Annotated in this window: 23 protein-coding genes and 1 pseudogene; 10 read left to right on the top strand and 14 right to left on the bottom strand. The window is 71.2% G+C overall.

Features of this window, described 5'->3' with window-relative positions; translation table 11 throughout:
• Nucleotides 1–5: 5 nt before the first annotated feature.
• Nucleotides 6–953 carry a GlxA family transcriptional regulator gene (locus tag HP445_RS16035; RefSeq protein ID WP_128779861.1) on the bottom strand — a complete coding sequence of 316 codons (948 nt, stop codon included), beginning with the start codon at nucleotides 951–953 and terminating at the stop codon, nucleotides 6–8.
• 115 nt (nucleotides 954–1,068) lie between these two features.
• On the opposite strand from HP445_RS16035, the gene HP445_RS16030 reads away from it, so the two are divergent.
• The 3 genes from HP445_RS16030 (at nucleotide 1,069) to HP445_RS16020 (ending at nucleotide 2,360) form a co-directional block, all read left to right on the top strand.
• Nucleotides 1,069–1,704, top strand: a complete 636-nt coding sequence (locus HP445_RS16030; RefSeq protein ID WP_128779860.1) for an isochorismatase family protein — start codon at nucleotides 1,069–1,071, stop codon at nucleotides 1,702–1,704.
• Nucleotides 1,705–1,793: 89 nt separating this feature from the next.
• The gene (locus tag HP445_RS16025; RefSeq protein WP_017887460.1) at nucleotides 1,794–1,949 is read left to right on the top strand and encodes a hypothetical protein; all 156 of its coding nucleotides are present in this window, start codon (nucleotides 1,794–1,796) and stop codon (nucleotides 1,947–1,949) included.
• 120 nt (nucleotides 1,950–2,069) lie between these two features.
• Nucleotides 2,070–2,360 (top strand): ArsR/SmtB family transcription factor, encoded by a 291-nt coding sequence (locus HP445_RS16020; RefSeq protein ID WP_111030022.1) that lies wholly within the window; start codon nucleotides 2,070–2,072, stop codon nucleotides 2,358–2,360.
• Between the two features lie 25 nt (nucleotides 2,361–2,385).
• Here HP445_RS16020 and HP445_RS16015 read toward each other — a convergent pair whose 3' ends face one another.
• Together HP445_RS16015 and cmtR are read right to left on the bottom strand one after the other, a co-directional pair.
• Nucleotides 2,386–3,075 (bottom strand): cation diffusion facilitator family transporter, encoded by a 690-nt coding sequence (locus HP445_RS16015; RefSeq protein WP_128779859.1) that lies wholly within the window; start codon nucleotides 3,073–3,075, stop codon nucleotides 2,386–2,388.
• The gene (cmtR, locus tag HP445_RS16010; protein WP_128779858.1) at nucleotides 3,057–3,383 is read right to left on the bottom strand and encodes a Cd(II)/Pb(II)-sensing metalloregulatory transcriptional regulator CmtR; all 327 of its coding nucleotides are present in this window, start codon (nucleotides 3,381–3,383) and stop codon (nucleotides 3,057–3,059) included. Before cmtR ends, HP445_RS16015 begins: the two co-directional genes overlap by 19 nt.
• Nucleotides 3,384–3,730: 347 nt before the next feature.
• On the opposite strand from cmtR, the gene HP445_RS16005 reads away from it, so the two are divergent.
• The 5 genes from HP445_RS16005 (at nucleotide 3,731) to HP445_RS15985 (ending at nucleotide 9,861) form a co-directional block, all read left to right on the top strand.
• Nucleotides 3,731–4,999 (top strand): DUF1214 domain-containing protein, encoded by a 1,269-nt coding sequence (locus HP445_RS16005; RefSeq protein ID WP_206647585.1) that lies wholly within the window; start codon nucleotides 3,731–3,733, stop codon nucleotides 4,997–4,999.
• Nucleotides 5,000–5,025: 26 nt separating this feature from the next.
• On the top strand, nucleotides 5,026–5,850 hold the full coding sequence (locus HP445_RS16000; RefSeq protein ID WP_128779856.1) for a mechanosensitive ion channel family protein: 825 nt from the start codon (nucleotides 5,026–5,028) through the stop codon (nucleotides 5,848–5,850).
• Complete coding sequence (locus HP445_RS15995) at nucleotides 5,837–6,898, top strand: alpha/beta hydrolase (RefSeq protein WP_128779855.1); 1,062 nt, start codon at nucleotides 5,837–5,839, stop codon at nucleotides 6,896–6,898. Before HP445_RS16000 ends, HP445_RS15995 begins: the two co-directional genes overlap by 14 nt.
• A gap of 218 nt (nucleotides 6,899–7,116) precedes the next feature.
• A complete protein-coding gene (locus HP445_RS19235) occupies nucleotides 7,117–9,573 on the top strand; it encodes a winged helix-turn-helix domain-containing protein (protein ID WP_128779854.1) in 2,457 nt (818 codons plus the stop codon).
• A gap of 87 nt (nucleotides 9,574–9,660) precedes the next feature.
• Entirely contained in the window at nucleotides 9,661–9,861 is a 201-nt protein-coding gene (locus HP445_RS15985; RefSeq protein WP_128779853.1) for a hypothetical protein, read from the top strand.
• Nucleotides 9,862–9,877: 16 nt separating this feature from the next.
• On the opposite strand, the gene HP445_RS18760 is transcribed toward HP445_RS15985, so the two are convergent.
• From HP445_RS18760 to HP445_RS15940, 10 genes and pseudogenes are all read right to left on the bottom strand, one after another.
• Nucleotides 9,878–10,930: a SulP family inorganic anion transporter gene (locus HP445_RS18760; RefSeq protein WP_258727688.1), complete on the bottom strand. Its 1,053-nt coding sequence runs from the start codon at nucleotides 10,928–10,930 to the stop codon at nucleotides 9,878–9,880.
• A 68-nt stretch (nucleotides 10,931–10,998) separates the two neighbouring features.
• Nucleotides 10,999–11,514: pseudogene (locus HP445_RS18755) on the bottom strand (SulP family inorganic anion transporter); the annotation flags it as partial.
• Nucleotides 11,514–12,191: a GAP family protein gene (locus HP445_RS15975; protein ID WP_241660355.1), complete on the bottom strand. Its 678-nt coding sequence runs from the start codon at nucleotides 12,189–12,191 to the stop codon at nucleotides 11,514–11,516. The pseudogene HP445_RS18755 and the gene HP445_RS15975, both read right to left, overlap by 1 nt.
• Nucleotides 12,188–13,261 carry an AI-2E family transporter gene (locus HP445_RS15970; protein WP_164941102.1) on the bottom strand — a complete coding sequence of 358 codons (1,074 nt, stop codon included), beginning with the start codon at nucleotides 13,259–13,261 and terminating at the stop codon, nucleotides 12,188–12,190. The genes HP445_RS15975 and HP445_RS15970 overlap by 4 nt, the downstream gene beginning before the upstream one ends.
• A 176-nt stretch (nucleotides 13,262–13,437) precedes the next feature.
• Nucleotides 13,438–14,730: a hypothetical protein gene (locus HP445_RS15965; protein ID WP_128779851.1), complete on the bottom strand. Its 1,293-nt coding sequence runs from the start codon at nucleotides 14,728–14,730 to the stop codon at nucleotides 13,438–13,440.
• A gap of 85 nt (nucleotides 14,731–14,815) precedes the next feature.
• Complete coding sequence (locus HP445_RS15960; RefSeq protein WP_128779850.1) at nucleotides 14,816–15,535, bottom strand: GAP family protein; 720 nt, start codon at nucleotides 15,533–15,535, stop codon at nucleotides 14,816–14,818.
• 80 nt (nucleotides 15,536–15,615) lie between these two features.
• Entirely contained in the window at nucleotides 15,616–16,110 is a 495-nt protein-coding gene (locus tag HP445_RS15955) for a DUF1269 domain-containing protein (protein ID WP_111039537.1), read from the bottom strand.
• Nucleotides 16,111–16,151: 41 nt separating this feature from the next.
• The gene (locus tag HP445_RS15950; protein WP_111039536.1) at nucleotides 16,152–16,460 is read right to left on the bottom strand and encodes an SHOCT domain-containing protein; all 309 of its coding nucleotides are present in this window, start codon (nucleotides 16,458–16,460) and stop codon (nucleotides 16,152–16,154) included.
• A gap of 11 nt (nucleotides 16,461–16,471) precedes the next feature.
• Entirely contained in the window at nucleotides 16,472–16,900 is a 429-nt protein-coding gene (locus tag HP445_RS15945) for a DUF6325 family protein (protein WP_111039535.1), read from the bottom strand.
• A 3-nt stretch (nucleotides 16,901–16,903) separates the two neighbouring features.
• The gene (locus HP445_RS15940; protein WP_128779849.1) at nucleotides 16,904–17,323 is read right to left on the bottom strand and encodes an SHOCT domain-containing protein; all 420 of its coding nucleotides are present in this window, start codon (nucleotides 17,321–17,323) and stop codon (nucleotides 16,904–16,906) included.
• 146 nt (nucleotides 17,324–17,469) lie between these two features.
• Here HP445_RS15940 and HP445_RS15935 point away from each other — a divergent pair, with 146 nt between their 5' ends.
• Both HP445_RS15935 and HP445_RS15930 read left to right on the top strand, forming a co-directional pair.
• Nucleotides 17,470–18,846, top strand: a complete 1,377-nt coding sequence (locus HP445_RS15935; RefSeq protein WP_128779848.1) for a DUF1254 domain-containing protein — start codon at nucleotides 17,470–17,472, stop codon at nucleotides 18,844–18,846.
• Nucleotides 18,847–18,859: 13 nt separating this feature from the next.
• Nucleotides 18,860–19,531: a GAP family protein gene (locus HP445_RS15930; RefSeq protein WP_128779847.1), complete on the top strand. Its 672-nt coding sequence runs from the start codon at nucleotides 18,860–18,862 to the stop codon at nucleotides 19,529–19,531.
• A gap of 47 nt (nucleotides 19,532–19,578) precedes the next feature.
• On the opposite strand, the gene HP445_RS15925 is transcribed toward HP445_RS15930, so the two are convergent.
• Nucleotides 19,579–19,752 carry a hypothetical protein gene (locus HP445_RS15925; protein WP_164941101.1) on the bottom strand — a complete coding sequence of 58 codons (174 nt, stop codon included), beginning with the start codon at nucleotides 19,750–19,752 and terminating at the stop codon, nucleotides 19,579–19,581.
• Between the last annotated feature and the right edge of the window lie 178 nt (nucleotides 19,753–19,930).

Here is a 19,930-nt window from a genome sequence, read left to right as displayed (position 1 = left end):
GCCGGTCAGGGCCGCGCGTCGAACCGTCGGCGGTAGCTCGAGGGCGTGCTGCCGAACGCCACGGCGAAGTTCTGCCGCAGCGTGACCGGGTTGCCGAACCCGCACGCTGCGGCGATCCGGTCGACGGGCAGGTCGGTGGTCTCGAGCAGCCGACGGGCCTCGTCCAGACGGCGACTCCGCACCCAGGCCGCCGGGGTGGTGCCGGTCGACGCCTTGAAGGCCCGGACGAAGCTGCGGCGGCTCATGTGGGCCGCCGCAGCGAGTCGGTCGACGCCGAGCTCCTCGTCCAGGTGCTCCACCGCCCAGGCTGATGCCGTCGCCACCGGGTCGTCGCCCCGATGCTGCACGACCGGCCGCTCGATGTACTGGGCCTGCCCGCCTTCGCGATGCGGCGCGACGACCAGGCTCCGCGCGACCTTGTTCGCCGCCTCGGCGCCGAGCCGCGTCCGCACGACGTGCAGGCACGCGTCCAGCCCGGACGCCGTGCCCGCCGAGGTCAGCACGTCACCGTGGTCGACGTAGAGCACGTCGGCGTCCACGGTGACGTCGGGGTGTGCGGCGGCGAGCCGGTCGACCTCGCGCCAGTGCGTGACGGCGCTGCGTCCCGCGAGGAGCCCGGCACCGGCGACCGCGATCGACCCGAGGCACAGACCGGCCACGACCGATCCCCGCGCGTGCGCGTCGACGACCGCCCGCTCCGTCGGTGCCGGCAGGCGAGTGCCGTCGTCGGTCCAGGACGGCACCACGACCAGGTCGGCGTCCGCCGCGGCGTCGAGCCCCTGCACCGGACCGAGCGTCAGCCCCTCGGCGGTCCGGACCGAACCGGGCCGGTCGGAGAAGACGACGGTCTCCCAATCGGCGAGCCCGAGCCGGGTGACCTCGTCGAACACCATCTGCGGAACCGACAGGTGGAACATCGTGATGCCGTCGAAGGCGTAGATGGCGATCCGCACGTGGGACTCCTCCGGTTTGGCCTGGATCCATCGTACCGACGCACGCGTGCCAATCGCATCGAGCGCATCGACGGACGAGGATCGTCCAGTACGCCCACCGACCCAAGGAGCTCCCGTGTCCGATCCCCAGCGCGCCCTCGTCCTCGTCGACATCCAGCTGGAGTACTTCAGCGGTCCACTCGAGGTCCGGTTCCCGCCCGTCCTCGACGCGCTCGCGCAGATCACGACCGCGATCGACGCCGCGACGGCTGCCGGCACGCCGATCGTCGTCGTCCAGCACACCGCCGGTGACGCTGCGCCGGTGTTCAACCCGACGACGGAGGCGTTCGCCCTGCACCCCGAGATCGAGCGACGACGGACGCCCCGGTGGCATCAGGTCACAAAGAAGTTCAGCTCCGTCTTCGCCCACACGGACCTGCTCGCCTGGTTGCAGGAGCGGTCGATCGACACGGTCACGCTGGTCGGCTTCATGACGAACAACTGCATCATCGCCTCGGCAGCCGAGGCGGAGGCGCTCGGCGTCTCGGTCGAGGTGCTGTCCGACGCCACCGGCGCGATCAACATCGTCAACGCCGGCGGGGCCGTGTCCGCCGAGACGGTGCACCGCACGCTGATGGCGTTGTTGCAGTCGAACCTCGCCGCGGTGGCACCGACCGCGGACTGGACGTCGGCACTCACCGCCGGAGTCGCGATCCCCGGGGACGCGCTGCCGACGTCGGCCGTCGCGGGAGCCCAGCGGTTCCCGGGCTGACATCCGTTCTCATCTATAAATGTATTGCTACTTCTGCATATGTGATCTACGCTGAGGGCATCCCAACCGACGATCAGCAGGAGGTCACCATGGCCGAGCACGAGAACAGCGCAGAGCACACCGTCGCCGAGCACACCCACCAGGACGGCTGCGGCCACGAGACGGTCCAGCACGAGGACCACGTCGACTTCGTCCACGACGGACACAAGCACGCCCAGCACGGCGACCACTACGACGAGCACTGATCTCCTGATCAGCGCAGGTCCGTGATCAGCACCGATCGACGGACCTGCACGACGGCCCCGACGCACCGCGCCGGGGCCGTCGTGTTGCATGCACGTATGCGCGTGCGCTTACATGAGTCCATGTCAGACGGGATCGAAGCAGCAGCCGAACTCTTCAAGGCGCTGTCCTCGCCCGCCCGACTCCGGATCCTGTCGGCGTTGATCTCCCAGCCTTCCGACGTCGGCTCCCTCGCCGAAGCGACCGAGCTGTCGCAGCCCCTGGTGTCCCAGCACCTCCGCACGCTGCGGCTCGCGGGCATCGTGCAGGTCGAGCGCATCGGGCGGAACGCCGTCTACTCGCTGCACGACGAGCACATCGCGCACATCGTCGGCGATGCGGTCAGCCACGTCCGCGAGACCGAAGCCGACTGAACCGCCGGGCGCGGGCAGACTCCGCTCAACAGCAGTCGCAGCCGTCGCGCTCGCGCTCCCCCGTCAGCGCCGACACGGGCTGCTTGCACGCGTCACCGCGCCAGGCTTCAAGTCCCTCGCGCACGGCGAACACGACCACGACGAGTCCGGCGAGCGGATCGGCCCACCACCAGCCGAACAGGCTGTTCGCCAGCAGGCCGAGCAGCACCGCCGCCGACAGGTAGCTGCAGATCAGCGTCTGCTTCGAGTCGGCGATCGCCGACGCCGAACCGAGCTCGCGTCCGGTCCTCCGTTCGACGAGGCTCAGGAACGGCATGACCGCCAGGCTCACCGCGGCCAGGACGATGCCGACCGGACTGTGCTCCGGCGACCGGACACCCGTGAAGGTCAGGACGGCATCGGCACTGACCACCAGGGCGAGCCCGAAGAACGAGACCGCGATCACCTGCAGCGCCGTTCGTTCCCGGGCTTCCGGATCCCGTCCGGCGAACTGCCACGCGACGGCAGCAGCCGACAGGACCTCCACGATCGAGTCGAGCCCGAAGCCGATCAGCGCGGTGGACGACGCAACCGATCCAGCGGCGATCGCCACGACGGCCTCGATCACGTTGTAGGCGATGGTCACCGCGACGATCCACCGGATCCGTCGCCGGAGCACGCCGACACGAGCCGGTGCGAGCGACACCGCAGCGGTGGTCACCGCTCGACCTCGCATTCGTCGTCGTCGGAGACGTCCACCGCCAGCACCACGTCGACCAGGGACTCGAGCGCGCGGGTGAGGTTGCGGTCCGCGATCTCGTAGCGGGTCCGACGCCCCTCGGGCACGGCGACGACGATCCCGCAGCCGCGCAGGCACGCCAGGTGGTTCGACACGTTCGTCCGCGTCAGCTCGAGTTCCTCGGCGAGCCGCGCCGGGTAGCCGGGTCCGTCGAGCAGCCGGAGCAGGATCCGCGCACGCGTGGGGTCGGAGAGCGCCCGCCCGAGACGGTTCAGCACGTCGTACCGCGAGGCAATGGTCAGCATGCGCTGACCATACGACGGACGGAGGTCGCGGAGCAAGGGGTGGTTCGACGTCGCCGCGGAACCCGTCGTGGGGGGGGTCTCGGACGTGGACTGCGCCCGTTGCTGGACACGGCCGCGACCCGCTGCACGAGCGTCGCAGCGCGCAGCCGAGCACGTCTCCCCCGGACCGGGTGAACTCCGACCCGGCTCGGTCAAGCCGGATGACGACCCGCGGACCCCTCAGACCCCGCAGACCCCGCAGACCCCGAGAGGGATATCACCCCGATGGGGCGAGCCAGCCGCCCGCACGGACCACGATCGTTGCGTGTACCCGCCGCACCGCGGGCGCCACGGACCGAGGGACGGACATGACCAGCGACGTCAGCACCACGACACCCACCGACCAGGACGCCGTCGACGCCTACCTCTACCTGTTCGGGCGCCTGCTCGTGGCTCGGCAGGAACACCACGACATCGAGGTGGAACGAGTCGGGTGGAACCGGATCAAGTACAACCCCGTCGGGTCCGCCGAGTTCGTGAACCCGAACCTCGACGTCGCGTACCTCGAAGCATGGATCGCGGTCGACCGAGACCACGCGGTGCTCCTCGAGGTGCCGGAGATCCACGGCCGGTACTTCACCGTGCAGGTCATGGACGTCTGGGGCGAGGTGATCGTCAACGTCAACGAACGGAACTTCCCGGACCACCCGTCCGGGACGGTGGCGTTCCGCCTCGCGGGCACCGACCCGGTCATCGACGACGGTGCACTCGTCGTCGACCTGCCGGGCCCCAAGGCGAAGATCCTCGCGAGGGTCGAGCTGCAGGACACCCCGGATGAAGCCGTCGCGCTCCAACGACGCTTCAGGGTCGACGCACCCGCGGGGATCGACATCGCACCGCCTCCGGCCGTCCCCGAGTTCACGAACGCCGAACTGCCCGGCGTCGAGGCGTTCCGCGTGGGCCCGGCCCTGCTCGAGACCGCGCCGGACGCGATGCCGGACGCCCCGCGGTACGTCGCGCTCGTCTCGGCGGTCGCGGACTTCGCCGCCTCGGGGCCGGACGCGGCGGAGCACGTCGACAGGGTGATCCGGACGCAGGCCTGGCCCGCGTTCCTCGCCGGCACCAAGGGCTTCGGGACGCAACGCAACGGCTGGTCGGTCGCGTTCGCCGCCGGCCGGTTCGGCAACGACGTGCTCGCCCGCGACATCGTCGACTACGGCGGACTCTGGGCGAACGTCGTGGACGAAGCCATCTACTACGTGGGCCAGCTCGGCGACGACGGCGAGCTGCTCGACGGCAGCAGGACGTACGAGGTCCGCTTCGCGCCCGGCGAGCCGGACGCCCTGGTGGACGCCTTCTGGTCACTGACGCTCTACTCGGTCCCCGACTACCGGGTGGTCCCGAACGACCTGGAGCGCTACGACGTGAACTCCGAGGCGTCGTTCGTGCGCAACGACGACGGCAGCACGAGCATCTGGCTCGCGCCGGAGCGCCCGTCGGACGCCGGCGAACCAAACTGGCTCCCGACACCGGCCGGCCGCGGGTTCTCGCTCAACCTGCGCCTCTACGTGGCTCGGACGCCCGCGCTCGACGGCACGTGGTTCCCGCCGCCGATCGCAGCGGTCGACGCCCGCTGACCGGCTGACGACGGTCGGGCACTGTCGTGCAGGACCTCCTGAACACCCTGATCGAGCGATCGTCGTTCGGCGTCTGGGACGTGGTCCTCGCAGCCGTGGTCCTCGTCGTCGGCTGGCTGGCCTCCGGGTGGGCACGGCGAGGGGTCGCGGCGGCATTGTCGAAGTGGAGCGGCCTCGGCCCCGGCCCCACCAACCTCATCGCCCGGCTCGTCCGGTACTCGATCCTCCTGCTCACGATCGGCATCGTGCTGACGGCGCTCGGGGCGCCGCTGCAGCCGGTGCTCGCCGCGGTCGTGATCGTGGGCGCCGTCGCGTTCCTCGCGCTCCGTGGGATCGCAGCCAACTTCGGTGCGGGCCTGGTGATCCAGGCGCGTCGACCGGTGCGCATCGGGGACGGGATCGAGGTCGAGGGGATCTCCGGTCGGATCATCGAGATGACCGGTCGCTCCGTGCTCCTCAGCGCGGCGGACGGCCGGACCGTCCGCCTGCCGAACACGATGTTGCTCGAGAACCCGCTGTGGAACGCCAGCGAGTCCGGCGCGGTCCGGAACGAGGTGCGCTTGCGGGTCCGCGAGCCGCCGGACGTCGAGGCGGTCACCACCACGGTGCTCGCCGCGGTCTCCGCGCTCGGCCACCGGTCGGAGCGCCCGCCCGAGGTCTTCGTGCACACCGTCACGCCGGCCTCGATCGACGTCACCGTCCGCTTCTGGTCGCCCTGGGGTGCCCGAGAGCACCTCCGCTCGGCCGCCGTCCGGTCTTTCTCCGAAGCGCTCGCCGCCGCCGGGCTGGTGTCGTCGGTCTCGTCGGACCCGCCACCCTCCGCGATCGCCGTGCGCGATGCGCTCGACTGACCACCAGCCGTTCCGGTCAGACACCGGGGCGCTCCCGAACTGGCGCCCGGACGTGCTCGGCCCGGACTACGAGGCCGCCCGCCTCGACCTCGAGCCGGACGCCGAGGGGCCGGTCGTCGCCACGCTGGTGCGGCGGACGTCGTCGCACCGACCACCGGGGGTCTGGTCCAGCGCACTGACCCGACGGAGCGACCGCCACCCGCTGGGCGGAGCCGACGTCCTGTACGTGCACGGCTGGTCCGACTACTTCTTCCAGCAGGAGCTGGCCGAACACCTCGAAGCACTCGGCGCGCGGTTCCACGCGGTGGACCTCCGCAAGTACGGCCGCAGTCTGCTGACCGGGCAGACGCCCGGGTACACCGACGACCTGACGGTCTACGACACCGACCTGGAGGCGGCGCTCGCCGTGATGGGGCACGGTGCGTCCGACAGACCGAGGCGTCGTCTCCTGCTCCTCGGACACTCCACGGGCGGCCTCACCCTGGCACTGTGGGCAGCACGGCACCCGGGCCGCGCCCACGGGCTGGTCCTGAACAGTCCGTGGCTCGAGTTCCAGGCCAGCGCGCTCGGACGCGAGGTGCTCACACCGCTCGTCAAGCTCGGCGCCCGTCGGAACCCGCTCGCGCCGATGCCCGTCGTCGACCCCGGTCACTACACGCGCACGGTGTCGAGCGAGGCCGAGGGATCGTGGACGTACGACCAGCACTGGCGCCCGGTGCACGGTTTCCCGCTGCACCCGGGGTGGCTCGCGGCGGTGTTCGCCGGTCAGGACACCGTGGCGCGCGGGCTGCACCTCGACATCCCCGTGCTCGTGCTGCTCAGCACGCACAGCAACCTCGGCCCCCGGTGGTCGGACGCGATGACCCACTCCGACGTCGCCCTCAACGTGGACGCAGTGGCACACCGGTCGCTGTCGCTCGGGGACGACGTCACGGTGGTCCGGGTACACCGCGCGCTCCACGACGTGATGCTCTCCGAGCCCGCCGTCCGCGATCGTGCGTACGTCGCGATCCGGCGGTGGGCTCGAACGATCCCGCTGCGCGGGTGAGCACCCCTCACCCTCTTCGGGTGATTGTCACGCGGCGTGACGATCTTCAGTGCGCAAAACGGACCAGTGCGCCGTAGCGTGTCCACCACATCAGCCTTTTCAGGGGAAGGCCACACGTGCAGACCATCGGAGAGACCAGGACACCGCCGCGCACCAGGCTCCGGCCCGAGCCCGGCGGGTCCACCGCGCCACCGCAGCCGGCAGGACACGAGGGGACGGTGCGGCGGCCGCGACTGCTCGAACCGCTCCGGCAGTTCACGCGGACGGACCTGCGCCTGCTCACGCTCTGGGCGGTGGCCGGGGCTGGCAAGTCCACCGCGCTGGCGGAGTGGGCGGCTGCGCTCGAATCGGACGGTGCCCGCGTGCGGTGGCTCACCGAAGCAGACCTGCTGCTCGACGCGGACGTGCCGCTCGACGGCGACGGAACCGTGGACTGGTGGTTCGTCGACGACGTGAACACCCTGTTCGGCGGGCAGTGCCCAGCACCACTCCGTCGACTGCTGTCGATGGCGCGCGCCGGCGCGCGGATCGTCGTGGCGGGGCGTTTCGAGCCGACGGGCTTCGGCTCGGTCGTCGACACGCTGGGCGGTCAGATGGTGGTGCCGCCCGCGGCACTGGCCTTCACCGTCGACGAGACCCTCGCCCTCGCGCTCCGCTTCGACCTCGTCCTGCCGGTGCAGGACGCTGAGACGCTGGCGCAGCGCACCGGCGGCTGGGCCGCCGGTGTCGTGTTGGCGATGCCGTTCCTGCTCACCCAGACGGACCGCGCCGCCGCGGTCGCACGGTTCGGCGGTGACCACCACCAGGTGGCCGACTACCTGACGGTGCGGATCCTCGACACCCTCAGCGCAGCCGACCGCGCCGTCGTCATGCGCGCGGCAGTCGCGTCCGAGGTGCCGCTGGACCTCGCCGTGACGCTCACCGGCCGCAACGACGTCGGTGCCGTCCTGCAGCGGCTGAGCGCTCGGCACCTCTTCGTCGAGGCTGCACCCGACGGCGACGGGTTCCGGATCCACCCGGTCCTCGCCGCGTACATGCGGGCCGAGTTCCGACGCCGTGACGAGTGCAGCGCGGTGCGCAACCACGCGACGGCCGCCGAGTGGTACGAGCAACTCGGCGCCCACGACCTCGCGATGGAACAGGCGCTGCTCTCCCGCGATCCCCAGACCATCGCGACACAGGTCGAACGCTCCGGCAGCGTCCTCTTGATGCAGGGACGCACGACCCTGGTCGGGACGGCGCTCAGCGCACTCCCCCTCGGACGGGACACGCTGCCGGTCGCGGCGATCCGGCTCGCGATGGACGCGCCGGCGTTCCCGGACCGCATCGGAGCCGAGGAGTGCCTCGCCCGGGCCGAGTCCCTGTTGGCGACCGCCAGCGCGACGGACGACCGGCGCTGGCGACCGGTGGTCCTGGCGCTCAGCACGTTCCTGATCACGGACGACGTCGCTGCCGGGGCCCGGCTGCGCGAGTTGGGCGAGTTCCTCCGCGGAACGCCGATCCCGTCCCTCGACACCGCTTTGGTCCTCCGCGCAGCGGTCGCCTGGTGCCTCATCGCGACGGGGCAGCGCGACGACGCCGAACAGCTGCTCCGGTCGGTGCAGGCAGCCGCCCTCCGCGCCGGCTACGGATGGCTCTACGTGATCGCGGTGGACGCGTCGGCCACCCTCGCGGTCCGTGCCGGCGACTGGCGGACGGCCAGCGCGCACGAGGAGCGGATGAACATCGTCCGGTTCGACACCACGCCGCCCTACAACCGGGCGACCGCACGCGCGATGCTGCTGACGATCATGCAGGCCTACGCGCGGTGCGAGCCGGTCTCCTTCGCGGCACTGCACCGCATCGAAGCAGCAGACCCGACCGGCGCCGAGCTCGGGCTGCTGTTCCAGGTGCGGGTGGTGCTCTGCGTCGCGGCGATCGATGCGTCGGCGGCTCCCCGCGAGCCGCTCACCCGACTCGTGCAGCTCGTCCGGACGGACGGGCGTGCCCACCCCCGGACGGTCGCAGCGGTCTCGACGCGCTTGCACTCCTGGTCGCAGACCCTGCACGGGCCGGCCGCCGCGGCGGACATCCGTCGTCTCGTCGCCGGGATCCTGGGCCCCGACTCACTCGAGGCGAACACGCTCCGGCTGCTCGCGGCCGGGCGCACCGACCACCTCGCATCGGCCGCGGTCACCGAAGCCGTCGACGGCCGGGACGCAGCGTGGACCGGGGTCAGCGTCGTGCACGCCCATCTCGCCCTCGCCGCCCACGCGGAGCAGCAGGTCCGGCCCCTCGAGGTTGCGAACCGCGTCCGACGGGCACTGGACATCAGTGAGGAGTTCGGCTTCGCCCGGGAGTTCCTGGCGTCGCGGAACGCCGGAGCGGACCTCGTCCGCGCACTCCGCGGCTCGTTCGGCCCGCTCGAGGACTACGCATCCCACATCACGTCGCTCGCTGCCACGGCCGCGGGCGACACGGGGACCGGCCGACAGCAGATGGCCGTGGCGCTGACCGCCAAGGAGCAGGAGCTGCTGCTCGAGTTGCCGGCCCACCAGACGATCGCCGAGATCGCCGCGAAGCACCACCTCAGCGTCAACACGATCAAGACGCACCTCCGGAGCGTGTACGCGAAGCTGTCCGCCTCCGGCCGCACCGAGGCCGTCACGGCGGCACGGCTGCACGGGCTGCTCTGAGCAGCCGGTCCACGACGACTTCACCCGGTTCAGGGGACTCGCCGTCGGCTCCTCGGTGCGATGCTCGGCCTGGAGCAGGAGGTCGCCATGAGCCGATACGAAGTCCGGTTGCCCTACGCGTCGTCGCCGACGCTCGAGGCGGCGTTCCCCGAGTTCGAACTGGTCCAGGTGGCTCCGGCCCAGACCCTGCTGATCGGGACGCTCGAGGACCAGACCGCCCTGCACGCGCTGCTCGCCCGCATCGCAGAGCTGGGGCTCGAGATCGCCGAACTCCGCCAGGAACGGTGATCGGCCGAGGCGCCGGTCACCGTGACGTCAGCGCCTCGACCGCCGCCCGGTTGCTCGTGTAGACGGCGCTGTCACCGAGCAGGTCGAAGTGTTCGAGCTCCGCCCGCGTCGCCGAGCGGACGCGGCTGAACCCGACCGTGACGCCCTGTGCCCGCGCCCACTCGATGGCCTCGCCCGCAACGTCGGCCGCGGTGGTGTCGACCCCGGTGACCGCTTCGCAGTCGATGACGAGTGCGCGTGCCCCGTCGGCGAGTCCGGCGGTCACCGCCGAGTGGACGGCGGACGAGAACACCTGCGCGTTCCCGAAGAAGAGCGGCCCGGCGAACCGCAGGACGACCACACCGGGCGCCGTCGTCACTCGACCGTCCTCGGCCGCGCGGAACACGTCGACCGGCTCGCCGCTCGGCACGAGCACGTCGACCGGCGGGTTCGCCGCCGAACGGACCACGTTCACCAGCGAGAGGACGAACGCGATGAGCACGCCGATGATCGGACCGAGCAGGAGCACTGCTGCGAAGCACACGGCGGCGACGACGAACTCGAAGCGCCGGAGCCGCCACAGCCGTGCGAACTCCGCGATCCCGAGCAACGGTGTGACGGCGACGGCGACGATCGCCCCGATGGCCGGCGACGGGATGTCCTGCAGCAGCGCGGTGCCGAAGCAGACCACGAGCAGGGTCAGGACGGCTGCGACGACGGAGGGCAGCTGGGTCCTCGACCCGGATTGGTCCATCGCTGCGGTCCGCGACGCCGACGAGCCCACCGTGAAACCGCCGGTGAGTCCGGATCCCGCGTTCGCCGCGGCGAAGGCGAAGAGGTCTCGGTTGGCGTCCTCGGCGTAGCCGTGCTGCTCGGCGTACCGACGTGCGACGAGCAGCCCCTCGGCCATCGCCACGAGGGTGAGCGCGACGGCGCTCGGCACGAGCTGCAGCCACTGCTGCCACGAGATCTGCGGCCAGGTGAAGGTCGGCGGGCCGGCTGGGACCTCCCCGAGGACCGCGACGCCGGCGTCGTCGAGGCGGAACAGCACGAGCACGACGGTGGTGACGACGAGCACACCAGCGCCCACGGCACCGCACGGAAACGGCGCCCGAGCACCAGGACGAGGACCGACGCGACCGAGATGCACACGGACCAGACGTTCAGGTGGCCCAGACCGCTGACGAGTTCGCCCAGCCGGGGGATGAACTCGTCGCCGCTGTCGACCTTGACACCGAGCATCTTCGCGACCTGGCTGAGCAGGATGTCGAGCGCGAGGCCGCCGACGAACCCCACCAGGATCGGCGCCGACAGGAAGTTCGCCAGGAACCCGAGCTTCAGCACCGCGCACGCCGCGAACACGACCGCACCGATCAATGCCTGCGCGAGGGCGAACTGCAGGTAGGAACCGCTGCCGGCCACCGCGAGCCCGGCCAGGGACGACCCGACCAACGCCGCCGCTGCCGCGTCGGGCGAGGCGACGAGCTGTCGGGACGACGCCAGGAGGGCGAAGAGGACGCCCGGCACGATCAGTGCGTAGAGGCCGGCGGTGGGTGGCAGACCCGCGATCTGCGCGTACCCGATGTTCAACGGGATGGCGATCGCCGCGAGGGTGATGCCCGCCAGGGCTTCGGTCCGCCAGGAGCGACGGGTCACGCCCGGGAGGATCTGCATCAGAACGCCCCGATCCCCTTGCCGACGGTCGTCACGCCGATCACGAGCAGCAGGACGGCCATGATCGTCGCGTTGTTGTCGGTGAGCCAGTCGCGGAGGTTCTCGAGCGGCCCTGCGACCCGGTCCCCCGCCACCAGGAAGCCGAGGACCGGGATCCCGATGCTGAGCGAGGCGATCACGACGAACACGACCACCGACCACACGACGGTGCCGCCGGCGGCAGCGCTCGTCCCGACGGTGACGCCCGCCGCCACGGCCATCATGAGGTTCTTCGGGTTGACCGCCGCGAGCAGGAACGCCAGGCCGGCGGCCTTGGCCGGGGTGATCGTGTCGATGGCCGTCATCCACTTCGGCGGCGCCGGGGTCGTACCGCGCTGCGGTCGACCGCGCCACTGGTGGACGGCGAGCAGCAGCAGCAGCACGCCCAACACGATCTTGACGATGCCGGCCACCGGCTTCGACGCGTCGGGGTCCGCCGCCGGGATCGACGAGGACAGCAGGGTCACGACGACGACCGCGACGGCGATGCCGGCGACCCACCCGACCAGGAACGCGGGTGCGACCGTGCGCGCACGTGGCGAGAGGAGCATGAGGATCGCCGCGATGATCGGGATCGGACTGATGGCGATGGTGACTGCCTGCGGCAGCATTTCGCCGAAGAGGGACGCGAAGTTCACGGTGTGCTCCTGTCTGGGTGGTGGGACGTGCTCCGCTCGCGCCGACGACGCTCCCGTGACGTCGGCGGTGACAGACCGGCGACGTCGCCGAGCGCCGGCCGGATCCACCGGGCGTCCGGGTTCGCGTCGACGAGCAGCGCCCGGACCAGGAGCGTCAGCGGGATCGCCAGCACGGCGCCGAGCGGGCCGAGGACCGCGGACCAGAACACGACCGACAGGAACGCGATCGTCTGGTTGAGCGACACCGCAGAGCCGACGATGTGGGGCTGCAGGCCGGACTGGATGACTCCGTTGATCACGGCGTAGATGATGATGACGGCGACGGCGCTCCCCCACCCGTTCGCGAGGAGCGCGAGCACGACCGGCGGGATGATGCCGATCCAGTACCCGATGTTCGGGATGAACCCGGTGATGAAGGCGAGCAGCCCCCAGAGCGCGGCGCCGGGGACCTGCAGCACGACCAGTGCCAGGGCGTCGAGGGCGGCCACGGCGGCACCGAGCACCGCCGTGACGACCATGTACTTCCGGACACTCGCGGTGAACGACGCGAGCGCGTCGACGAGCTGCGGTCGTCCGGGACGGACGCGGTCTGCGATCAGTCGCCCGTACCCGGCGTCGAGCGTCATGAAGACGATCAGCGCGAGCACCACGAGGAGTCCGACGCCGAGGCTGAACACGCTGCCCACGACACCCGAGACGGCACCGACGACCTTCCCGGGGTCGAGTCCTGCGAGGAGCGCCTGGACCTGCTCCTGCCCGATGCCGAGGGACGTCAGCCAGTCGCCGAGCTGCTCCTCGAAGGCGTGGATCTGGGCTGCGTACTGCGGGAACAACGTGGCGAACTGGGCCACGGAGAGCACGAGGGCGGCCGAGAAGCCCACGAGCAGCACCAGGATCACAACGATCACGACGGCGGAGGCGAGGCTGCGGGCGAACCCCAGCCGTTCGAGGAACACCCGGGCGGGCTGCACGCAGATCGTCACGACGAGCGCGAGCACGGTCGGGGCGATGATCCCCGAGAACCGTGCGCAGCCGACGGCGACGACGACCGCGGCGGCGAGACCCAGCATGATCCGCAACCCCCGGTCCGGGGTGGATCCCTGCTCCCCTCCAGTCACAGCTGTGGACCCGGAGGTCGACCCCGGCGTCGGTGTCGGTGACGGCGTCGGCTGAGCGTGGTGCTTCCAGAACGGCATCGTGCCCTCTCCCTGCTGCCGGGATGCGCTGCGCACCACCACGTCGGACGCTAGTGAGCGGACGAGGGCGCGGGATCGTCCGTTCCGGGTGAGACCCCGGTACGCGGCGCCGAGGGTCGCCAGACGAGTTCGGTGGCGGCGACGACGACGAGCGCACCCACCAGCGTCCAGGCGATGAGCCCGGGGGTGAGCGGACGGTGCGTCACGATGACCGCACCCGCTGCGGTCGCGACCAGTGTCCGGATGACGACGCGTCCCCGCCAGACCAGCACGCCGACCCGCCCCGTCGTCAGACCACGTCGTTCTGCGGCGGCACGCAGCGATCCCGCGGCGCGGACGAACGACCCGCGCACCGTCCGCGCGGACGACGACGAGCCCGCGTACCACGCGACGAGTGCGACGGAGAGGGCGAGGACCGTTCCGGCGACGGCGGCGCTCGCGACGAAGGCGACCACGCTGTCGTAGATCGTCCGAGCGGCGTTCCTGGGCATCAGGTCAGGGGTGAGGGCGTGGACGGTCAGCACCCGCCCGACCCCGACGGCGACCAGGGTCACGATCATCGTCACGGCGACGCCGACCGCTGCGAGCGTGAGCGCGCGTGCTCGTCGGCTTGCCGTGACGACGCCGAGTCCGATGGTGGCGACCAGGATCCACGGCAGCCACCCGGCCACGATCTGCACCACCGCGAACGCTGTCTGCGCCCGCACCGCGGCGTCCGAGGTCGCGATCACGAGAGTCCGGTCGACGCTCGGGATCCGCGCCGCGATCGTGAGCCCGCGCTCGATCAGTCGACTCTTCACCTCGGCGACGACCGGACCGAGCTGGATGCCGATCGCGCCGTCTCCACCGATGGAAACGGCGGCGTCCCGGTCTCCTCGCAGGGAGGCGACCATCTGGGTGTGCCCGGTCCGCAGGAGGCGGTCCCAGAGCTCGGCGAACTGCTCGGACGCCACGAACCGGTCGACGGTGCTGGTGATCAGTCCCTCGATGCCGGCGGTCGCAGGCGCCTGCAGCGCGCCCAGCGCGTCCTTCGCGCGTGGTGGGAGGTCGAGCTGGGCGATCCCGTCGAAGACCGTTCCGGTGAGCTGCGACGCGTCGAGTCGCTCGTTGATCACCGCGACCGTCCTCGATGCGACGAGGGCCTGCACCGAGCCGTCGCGAGCGAGCGGGGCGAACGTCTCCACGAAGGCCTCGGTCGAGGACGCTTCGCGCTCGGCCCAGACGGCGACCACCGTCACGGGGGCGAGCAGCGCGCCGATGACGATCAGCGCGGCAGCGGGGACGGCCCGTCGCCAGCGCCGTCGTGGTCCAGGGTGGGTCGACGTTCCGTCGCGGGCAGCCAACCGAGCACGGAGTGCGGCGTTCTCAGCGCGGAGGGTCGTGAGTTCGTCGGCGGTGCTGGTCAGGGATGCGCCCTTCGACGTGGCGTCACGGGATGAGCGCTGCGAGGGCCTTCTGCAGTTGCAGCGCACCGATGACGAGGATGAGGAGACCGTTCAGGACGCTGGTGTGCCCGGCGATCCAGGTCCGGAGTCCTTCGAGGACCGGCGCGGCCGCGGCGCCACGGACCGCGACGAAGCACACCGGGACGGCGATCGGTGCCACGCCGACGACGACGAACCCGACGGCGACCGCTGCACCGGCAGCCGTGCCCACCGGTGCACTCGCGATGTCGAGCCCGGCGATGATCGCGCACGAGGCGTCGACCGGATTGAGGACGAACAGTCCGAAGCCCAGCGCGAACGACCGTCCCGGGGTGAACTCGCTGACCCGTTGCAACCAGCCGGGGAGCTGTGGAGCAGCGGCAGCGATCTGCTCAGGAGTCGCAGCGGCGGCCATCTTCCGCAGGTCCTTGGCGCCGCGACGGAACACCCACACGGCGGTGAGCAGGAGGACGAGCGCGATCACGAGCCGGACCAGGGCGAGCCAGGACGACGTGTCCGTCCGTGGGTGGAAGTCGACCGCCGTGAACACCGCGACCGACACTCCGACCCCGACGATCACACCCAGCAGCCAGCCGGCGGAGTAGGCGATGCCGTTGGCACGGTTCCGCCGGGACAGCAGCTCCGCGACGAGGGCCATGATCGCCAGCGGGCTCAGGAGGATACCGAGCGCCGGGGCGATGAGGTCGGCGATGAGTACGCCCATGGCCCGGACCCTTCCGTGTCGTCGGAGGAGATGGTGACGCGCCGCCCGTCCAGGACCGGCGGCGCGTCACCGGAGGGAGCTCAGCGAGCACCCGTCATGTCGTGCGCGAGTTCGTGTTCGTCGGCCTCGGACAGCGACGTCTGCACGACCGTGCCGCCGAACCGGGAGAGCGCCTCGCCGAACTTGTCCTCGGTGATCTTGGTCGCGTAGACCACGACCGCGGACCGCCCGTCCGCGACCGCGGACTTCACGCGGTCGCGGAACTCCGCGTTCAGGCCGGTCTTGTCCAGGCCGGCGAAGAGGGCGCCGAGCGCCCCGCCGATGACCAGGCCGAAGAACGGCACGAAGAACAGCAGGCCCAGGAGCGTGCCGAAGAGCGCTCCCCCGGCTGCGCCGGCGCCCACGTTCCCGACCGGTCCCGGGGTCTCGACGTGTGTCTTGCCCTTGTCGTCGACGTGCACGAGTGCGAGGCCGGCGAGTTCGACCACGAGGTCGTCCTGCAACTGCTGGATCTCGTCGTACGCTGCGGTGGCTCGGGCGTCGTCGTCGAACGAGATGACGATGAGGTCTGCCATGGTGTTCCTTCCGTTGGGTGGTTCGGTGGTGTCGGTCGTGGTCAGCCGGCGAGGAGCCGCTGTTTCGCGGCTGCGAACTCCGCGTCGTCGAGCAGCCCCTGCTGGTGCATCTGGCCGAGCCGTTCCAGCTCGCGCAGCAGGTCCCCGCCGTCGTCCCGCGGTGCCGGGGGTGTCGGTGGGACGGGAACGGTCTGTTCGGCGTCCCAGGCGTCGGCAGCTGCACGCTCCTGCGCGGCCGCCTGCTGGTGGGTGCGGATCGCGCCGCCCACCGCGCCGGCGGTACCGGCCACGACCGCGGTGCGAGCGGCGAGGCCGAGGAGTCCGGGTCGACCGAAACGTCTGAACAACACGGTCGTCTCTCCTAGCCGATGTGTGCCGTGGCGGCGAGTTCGTTGAGCTCCGGTGCCGGGATGCGCGCGCTCCAGAGCAGCTGCCCACCGCTCGCGGCAAACCGTTCGGCGAGGGCTTTCTCCCAGACGTGCTCGACGACGACGATCGCCGCCGAGGTCCCGGGTGCCAACGAGTCGGCGATCTCGTCCACGTCGTCGTTGGCGGCGAGACCACGAGCCTCGAGCACGATCGGTCCGGCGAGCCCGGGGTCCGTGACGTCGTCGATCTCGCGCACCCGGACGGAGCCGTCAGGAGCGCGACTGATCAGCAGGATGTCGAGGAGCCGCAGGGTGTCCGTCGCGATCAGGTCGGTGAGCGCCCCGAGGACGGCACGGTCCGGCAGGTCGCCGTCGTGGAGGACCACGAAGGCTTCGGCGGGACCGTAGGTGAACGTGCGCACCGCTCACACCGCCCCGGCGGTCGCGGACGTGCGCGTCGTGCTGAGTGCGTGTGCCTTGATGCTCGCGAACTCGCTCGCCGTGATCGTCCCCGCGTCGAGCAGTGCCTGCGCCTTCGCGATCTCGTCAGCCGGTGACGTCCCGGCGACCTGCCGGATGTACCCCTCGGCAGCCTGCTGCTCCTGGTGCGCCGCTCGAGCACTCCGCTCGGCCATGCCCCGGCCGCGCGCGATGAGGTAGACGAACACCGTCAGGAACGGGACGAACACGAGGAACAGCACCCACACGGCCTTCCACCACCCGCTCAGGTCGCGGTCCCGGAACAGGTCGGCGATGACCGAGAAGAGCGCCATCAGCGCCGCGACGAACGTGAATGCCAAGAATGCGTACCAGACGATCGCCCAGAACGTGGTCCAGAAGTCCATGGTCGGTTCCCTCCGCGGTTGATGGGAGCAGGTCTACCCGGCCGGCCGGGCCCGCAGGACCACCCCAACGGGGTGATCCGGTCGGCGGGTCTGGCTCACCCACCCCGGGTGATGCCGTGCACGGCGGAGGCGACGACGATCCGGGGATGACCACTGACGTCTCGCCCACGGCCGCCGACATCCCGCCCCGCGAGGACCTCGCGGGGATCTTCGACGAACTCGACCACCAGCTCGCGTGCCAGGTGTACCTCTGGGCGCTGCCGATCGTCTCGTACGCGCAGTGGCGCACACAGCACCGCGATGTCTTCGGCGCGACCGACCACGACCTCGTCCGGTACCTCACCTACCAGGACCGACTCGGCCTCATCACCGCGAACGCGACGACGCCGTACATCCTGAACTTCTTCGACCTGTCCGTCACGGGGCCCCTCGTCATCGAACTCCCGCCGGGTCCGACGGCAGGCGGCGTCTCCGACTTCTGGCAACGCGAGGTCGCGGTGCTGGGCGAGATGGGGGCGGACGCCGGTCGGGGCGGCACGACCCTCGTGGTCGGACCGGGCCAGCGCGTCCCCGACCACCCGTCGGACTGGACGGTCGTCGAGAGCACCGGTGTGAACGTCATGTTCGGCTTCCGGACCCTCGACCCCGACCCGGATCGGAGCGCGTCCCTCGCCGAGGCGGTGCGAGTCCATCCGCTCGCGGTGCACGCGGATCCACCGACCACGCGGCTGGTCTCCACCGGCGGCCGGCGATGGTCGGGTGACCAGCCACACGGCATCGCCTACTGGGAACGGTTGCACGAGATCTACCAGACCGAGGTCGTCGACGAACGTGACCGGTTCTTCCTGGCGATGCTGCGCCAGCTCGGCATCGAACCCGGCACGCCGTTCGCGCCCGACGACCGGCTGCGGCGCATCCTCGAGCGGGCAACCGTCGACGGCGAGCGGATGGCGCAGGCGAACACCTTCGCCAAGCGGTTCCCGGGAGCGAAGTACTGGCCGGACCGGCAGTGGGACACCGCGGTCGTCCTGACCAACTCGTCCCAGCGCGGGCCCTGGTACGACGAGCTGCTCGAGCGGGCTTCCTGGTTCTACGAAGCGGTGAGCTTCTCGGCTGCGATGAAGAGCACGGTCCCGGGCAAGGGCCAGGCCTACCTCGGCGCGTACGTCGACGCGGACGGTGCCTGGCTCGACGGGGGCGTCGACTACACGCTCACCGTTCCTGCCGACGTGCCCGCCGCCCTCTTCTGGTCGGTCACCGTCTACGACGTCGCCACACGGTGCCTCATCGACAACGAGCAGCAGCGCGGTGACCGCGGCAGTCGCGACGACGACCTCGTGACCGAACCGGACGGCTCCGTCGTGCTGCACTTCGGGCCGACCGAACCCGCCGCAGGAGCCAGCAACTGGGTGCAGACCATCCCCGGGCGGCACTGGTTCTCGTACCTGCGGTTCTACGGCCCCCTCGAGCCCTACTTCAACCGCACCTGGAAGGCCGGGGACGTCACCAGGACGACCTCGTGATCGGTGTCGACGCATGCTCGCGACGATCGGACAGATGCTGCCCCTCGTCATCGCGGGTGCCCTGAGCTCCGTCCCCGTCATCGGCGTGCTCACGCTGCTCCTGGGTGGGCGCGGCGCCGGTCCCGCCGTGCTCTACACAGCGGGGTACACCTCGGGCGTCTTCGTCGTCACCGTCGTCATGACCGCCGTGTTCGGATCGGTGGTGGTGCCGGCGCTGCACGTCCGGGCGGCGCCGCTGCTCGGCGCACTGGAGATGCTCCTCGGCGCCGTGTCGGCAGCCGCGGGCGTCGTGCTGCTCCGCCGACCTGCGGGACCGGGCGGGAACGGAGCGACGAGCCGACTCACCCGGGTGCTCGCGACCGTGCGACCGGCCGTCGCGTTCGCCGTCGGCGCCCTGCTCGCGTTCCGGCCGAAGGCGTTGCTCCTCGCCGGCGGTCTCGGGATCGTCCTCGGGTCCGCGCACGTGCCGTCGGTGCCGGCGGTGGTGCTGCTCGGCGGCGCCGCCCTCGTGACCACGAGCACGGTGAGCGGCCCCGTCGTGTTCGCACTCGTCCGAGCCGACCAGGCGCGCGCCGGCCTCGGGGCGGTCCGCGCCTGGATGGCCCGCAACGCCAGGACGGTCACCGTGGTCGTCCTCGTGCTGATCGGGACCGTGTTCTTCGGGAACGGGCTCGGACGCCTCTGACGAACGGGAGCGCGCCGTTCCGGACCGGGGTCACCGGCCCGGTTCGCTCAGACGTCCGAGAGCCCCCGCCCGGTCAGCGCGTCGTTCCAGCTCGTGCGGCCGCCGGGAGCACGCGACTCGTGCACGCCGTCGTGGCCGCGTGGTCGATCACACCGCCAGCGGTCGAAGACGCTGCAGCATCGGTGGTCGGACTGGTGGTCGGTGTCGTGGTTCTCGCGCATCGCACCGATGAGACGTCACGACGCAGCGTTTCGTCACGAACGGTCGCCGAACTCCCTGCACCACGAACGATGGTGAGCAGGAACGGTCGAGTCCCCCTTCAGCACCCGACCATTCCTGCTCACCAAGCGCCCGCGACCCGCGACCCGCGACCGCGACCCGCGACGCGAGCCCCCGCGC

The sequence above is a fragment of the Curtobacterium flaccumfaciens genome, from assembly GCF_013359815.1.
Taxonomy (GTDB): domain Bacteria; phylum Actinomycetota; class Actinomycetes; order Actinomycetales; family Microbacteriaceae; genus Curtobacterium; species Curtobacterium flaccumfaciens.
This window is presented reverse-complemented; position numbering and strand designations above follow the sequence as displayed.

Bases quoted from the DNA above. Each gene is read 5' to 3' on its own strand.
- HP445_RS16025 (WP_017887460.1), top strand. From the start codon at position 1,794: ATGGCCGAGCACGAGAACAGCGCAGAGCACACCGTCGCCGAGCACACC.
- HP445_RS16020 (WP_111030022.1), top strand. From the start codon at position 2,070: ATGTCAGACGGGATCGAAGCAGCAGCCGAACTCTTCAAGGCGCTGTCC.
- HP445_RS16015 (WP_128779859.1), bottom strand. From the start codon at position 3,075: ATGCGAGGTCGAGCGGTGACCACCGCTGCGGTGTCGCTCGCACCGGCT.
- cmtR (WP_128779858.1), bottom strand. From the start codon at position 3,383: ATGCTGACCATTGCCTCGCGGTACGACGTGCTGAACCGTCTCGGGCGG.
- HP445_RS16005 (WP_206647585.1), top strand. From the start codon at position 3,731: ATGACCAGCGACGTCAGCACCACGACACCCACCGACCAGGACGCCGTC.
- HP445_RS15995 (WP_128779855.1), top strand. From the start codon at position 5,837: ATGCGCTCGACTGACCACCAGCCGTTCCGGTCAGACACCGGGGCGCTC.
- HP445_RS15985 (WP_128779853.1), top strand. From the start codon at position 9,661: ATGAGCCGATACGAAGTCCGGTTGCCCTACGCGTCGTCGCCGACGCTC.
- HP445_RS15970 (WP_164941102.1), bottom strand. From the start codon at position 13,261: ATGCTGGGTCTCGCCGCCGCGGTCGTCGTCGCCGTCGGCTGCGCACGG.
- HP445_RS15960 (WP_128779850.1), bottom strand. From the start codon at position 15,535: ATGGGCGTACTCATCGCCGACCTCATCGCCCCGGCGCTCGGTATCCTC.
- HP445_RS15955 (WP_111039537.1), bottom strand. From the start codon at position 16,110: ATGGCAGACCTCATCGTCATCTCGTTCGACGACGACGCCCGAGCCACC.
- HP445_RS15940 (WP_128779849.1), bottom strand. From the start codon at position 17,323: ATGGACTTCTGGACCACGTTCTGGGCGATCGTCTGGTACGCATTCTTG.
- HP445_RS15935 (WP_128779848.1), top strand. From the start codon at position 17,470: ATGACCACTGACGTCTCGCCCACGGCCGCCGACATCCCGCCCCGCGAG.
- HP445_RS15930 (WP_128779847.1), top strand. From the start codon at position 18,860: ATGCTCGCGACGATCGGACAGATGCTGCCCCTCGTCATCGCGGGTGCC.
- HP445_RS15925 (WP_164941101.1), bottom strand. From the start codon at position 19,752: ATGCGCGAGAACCACGACACCGACCACCAGTCCGACCACCGATGCTGC.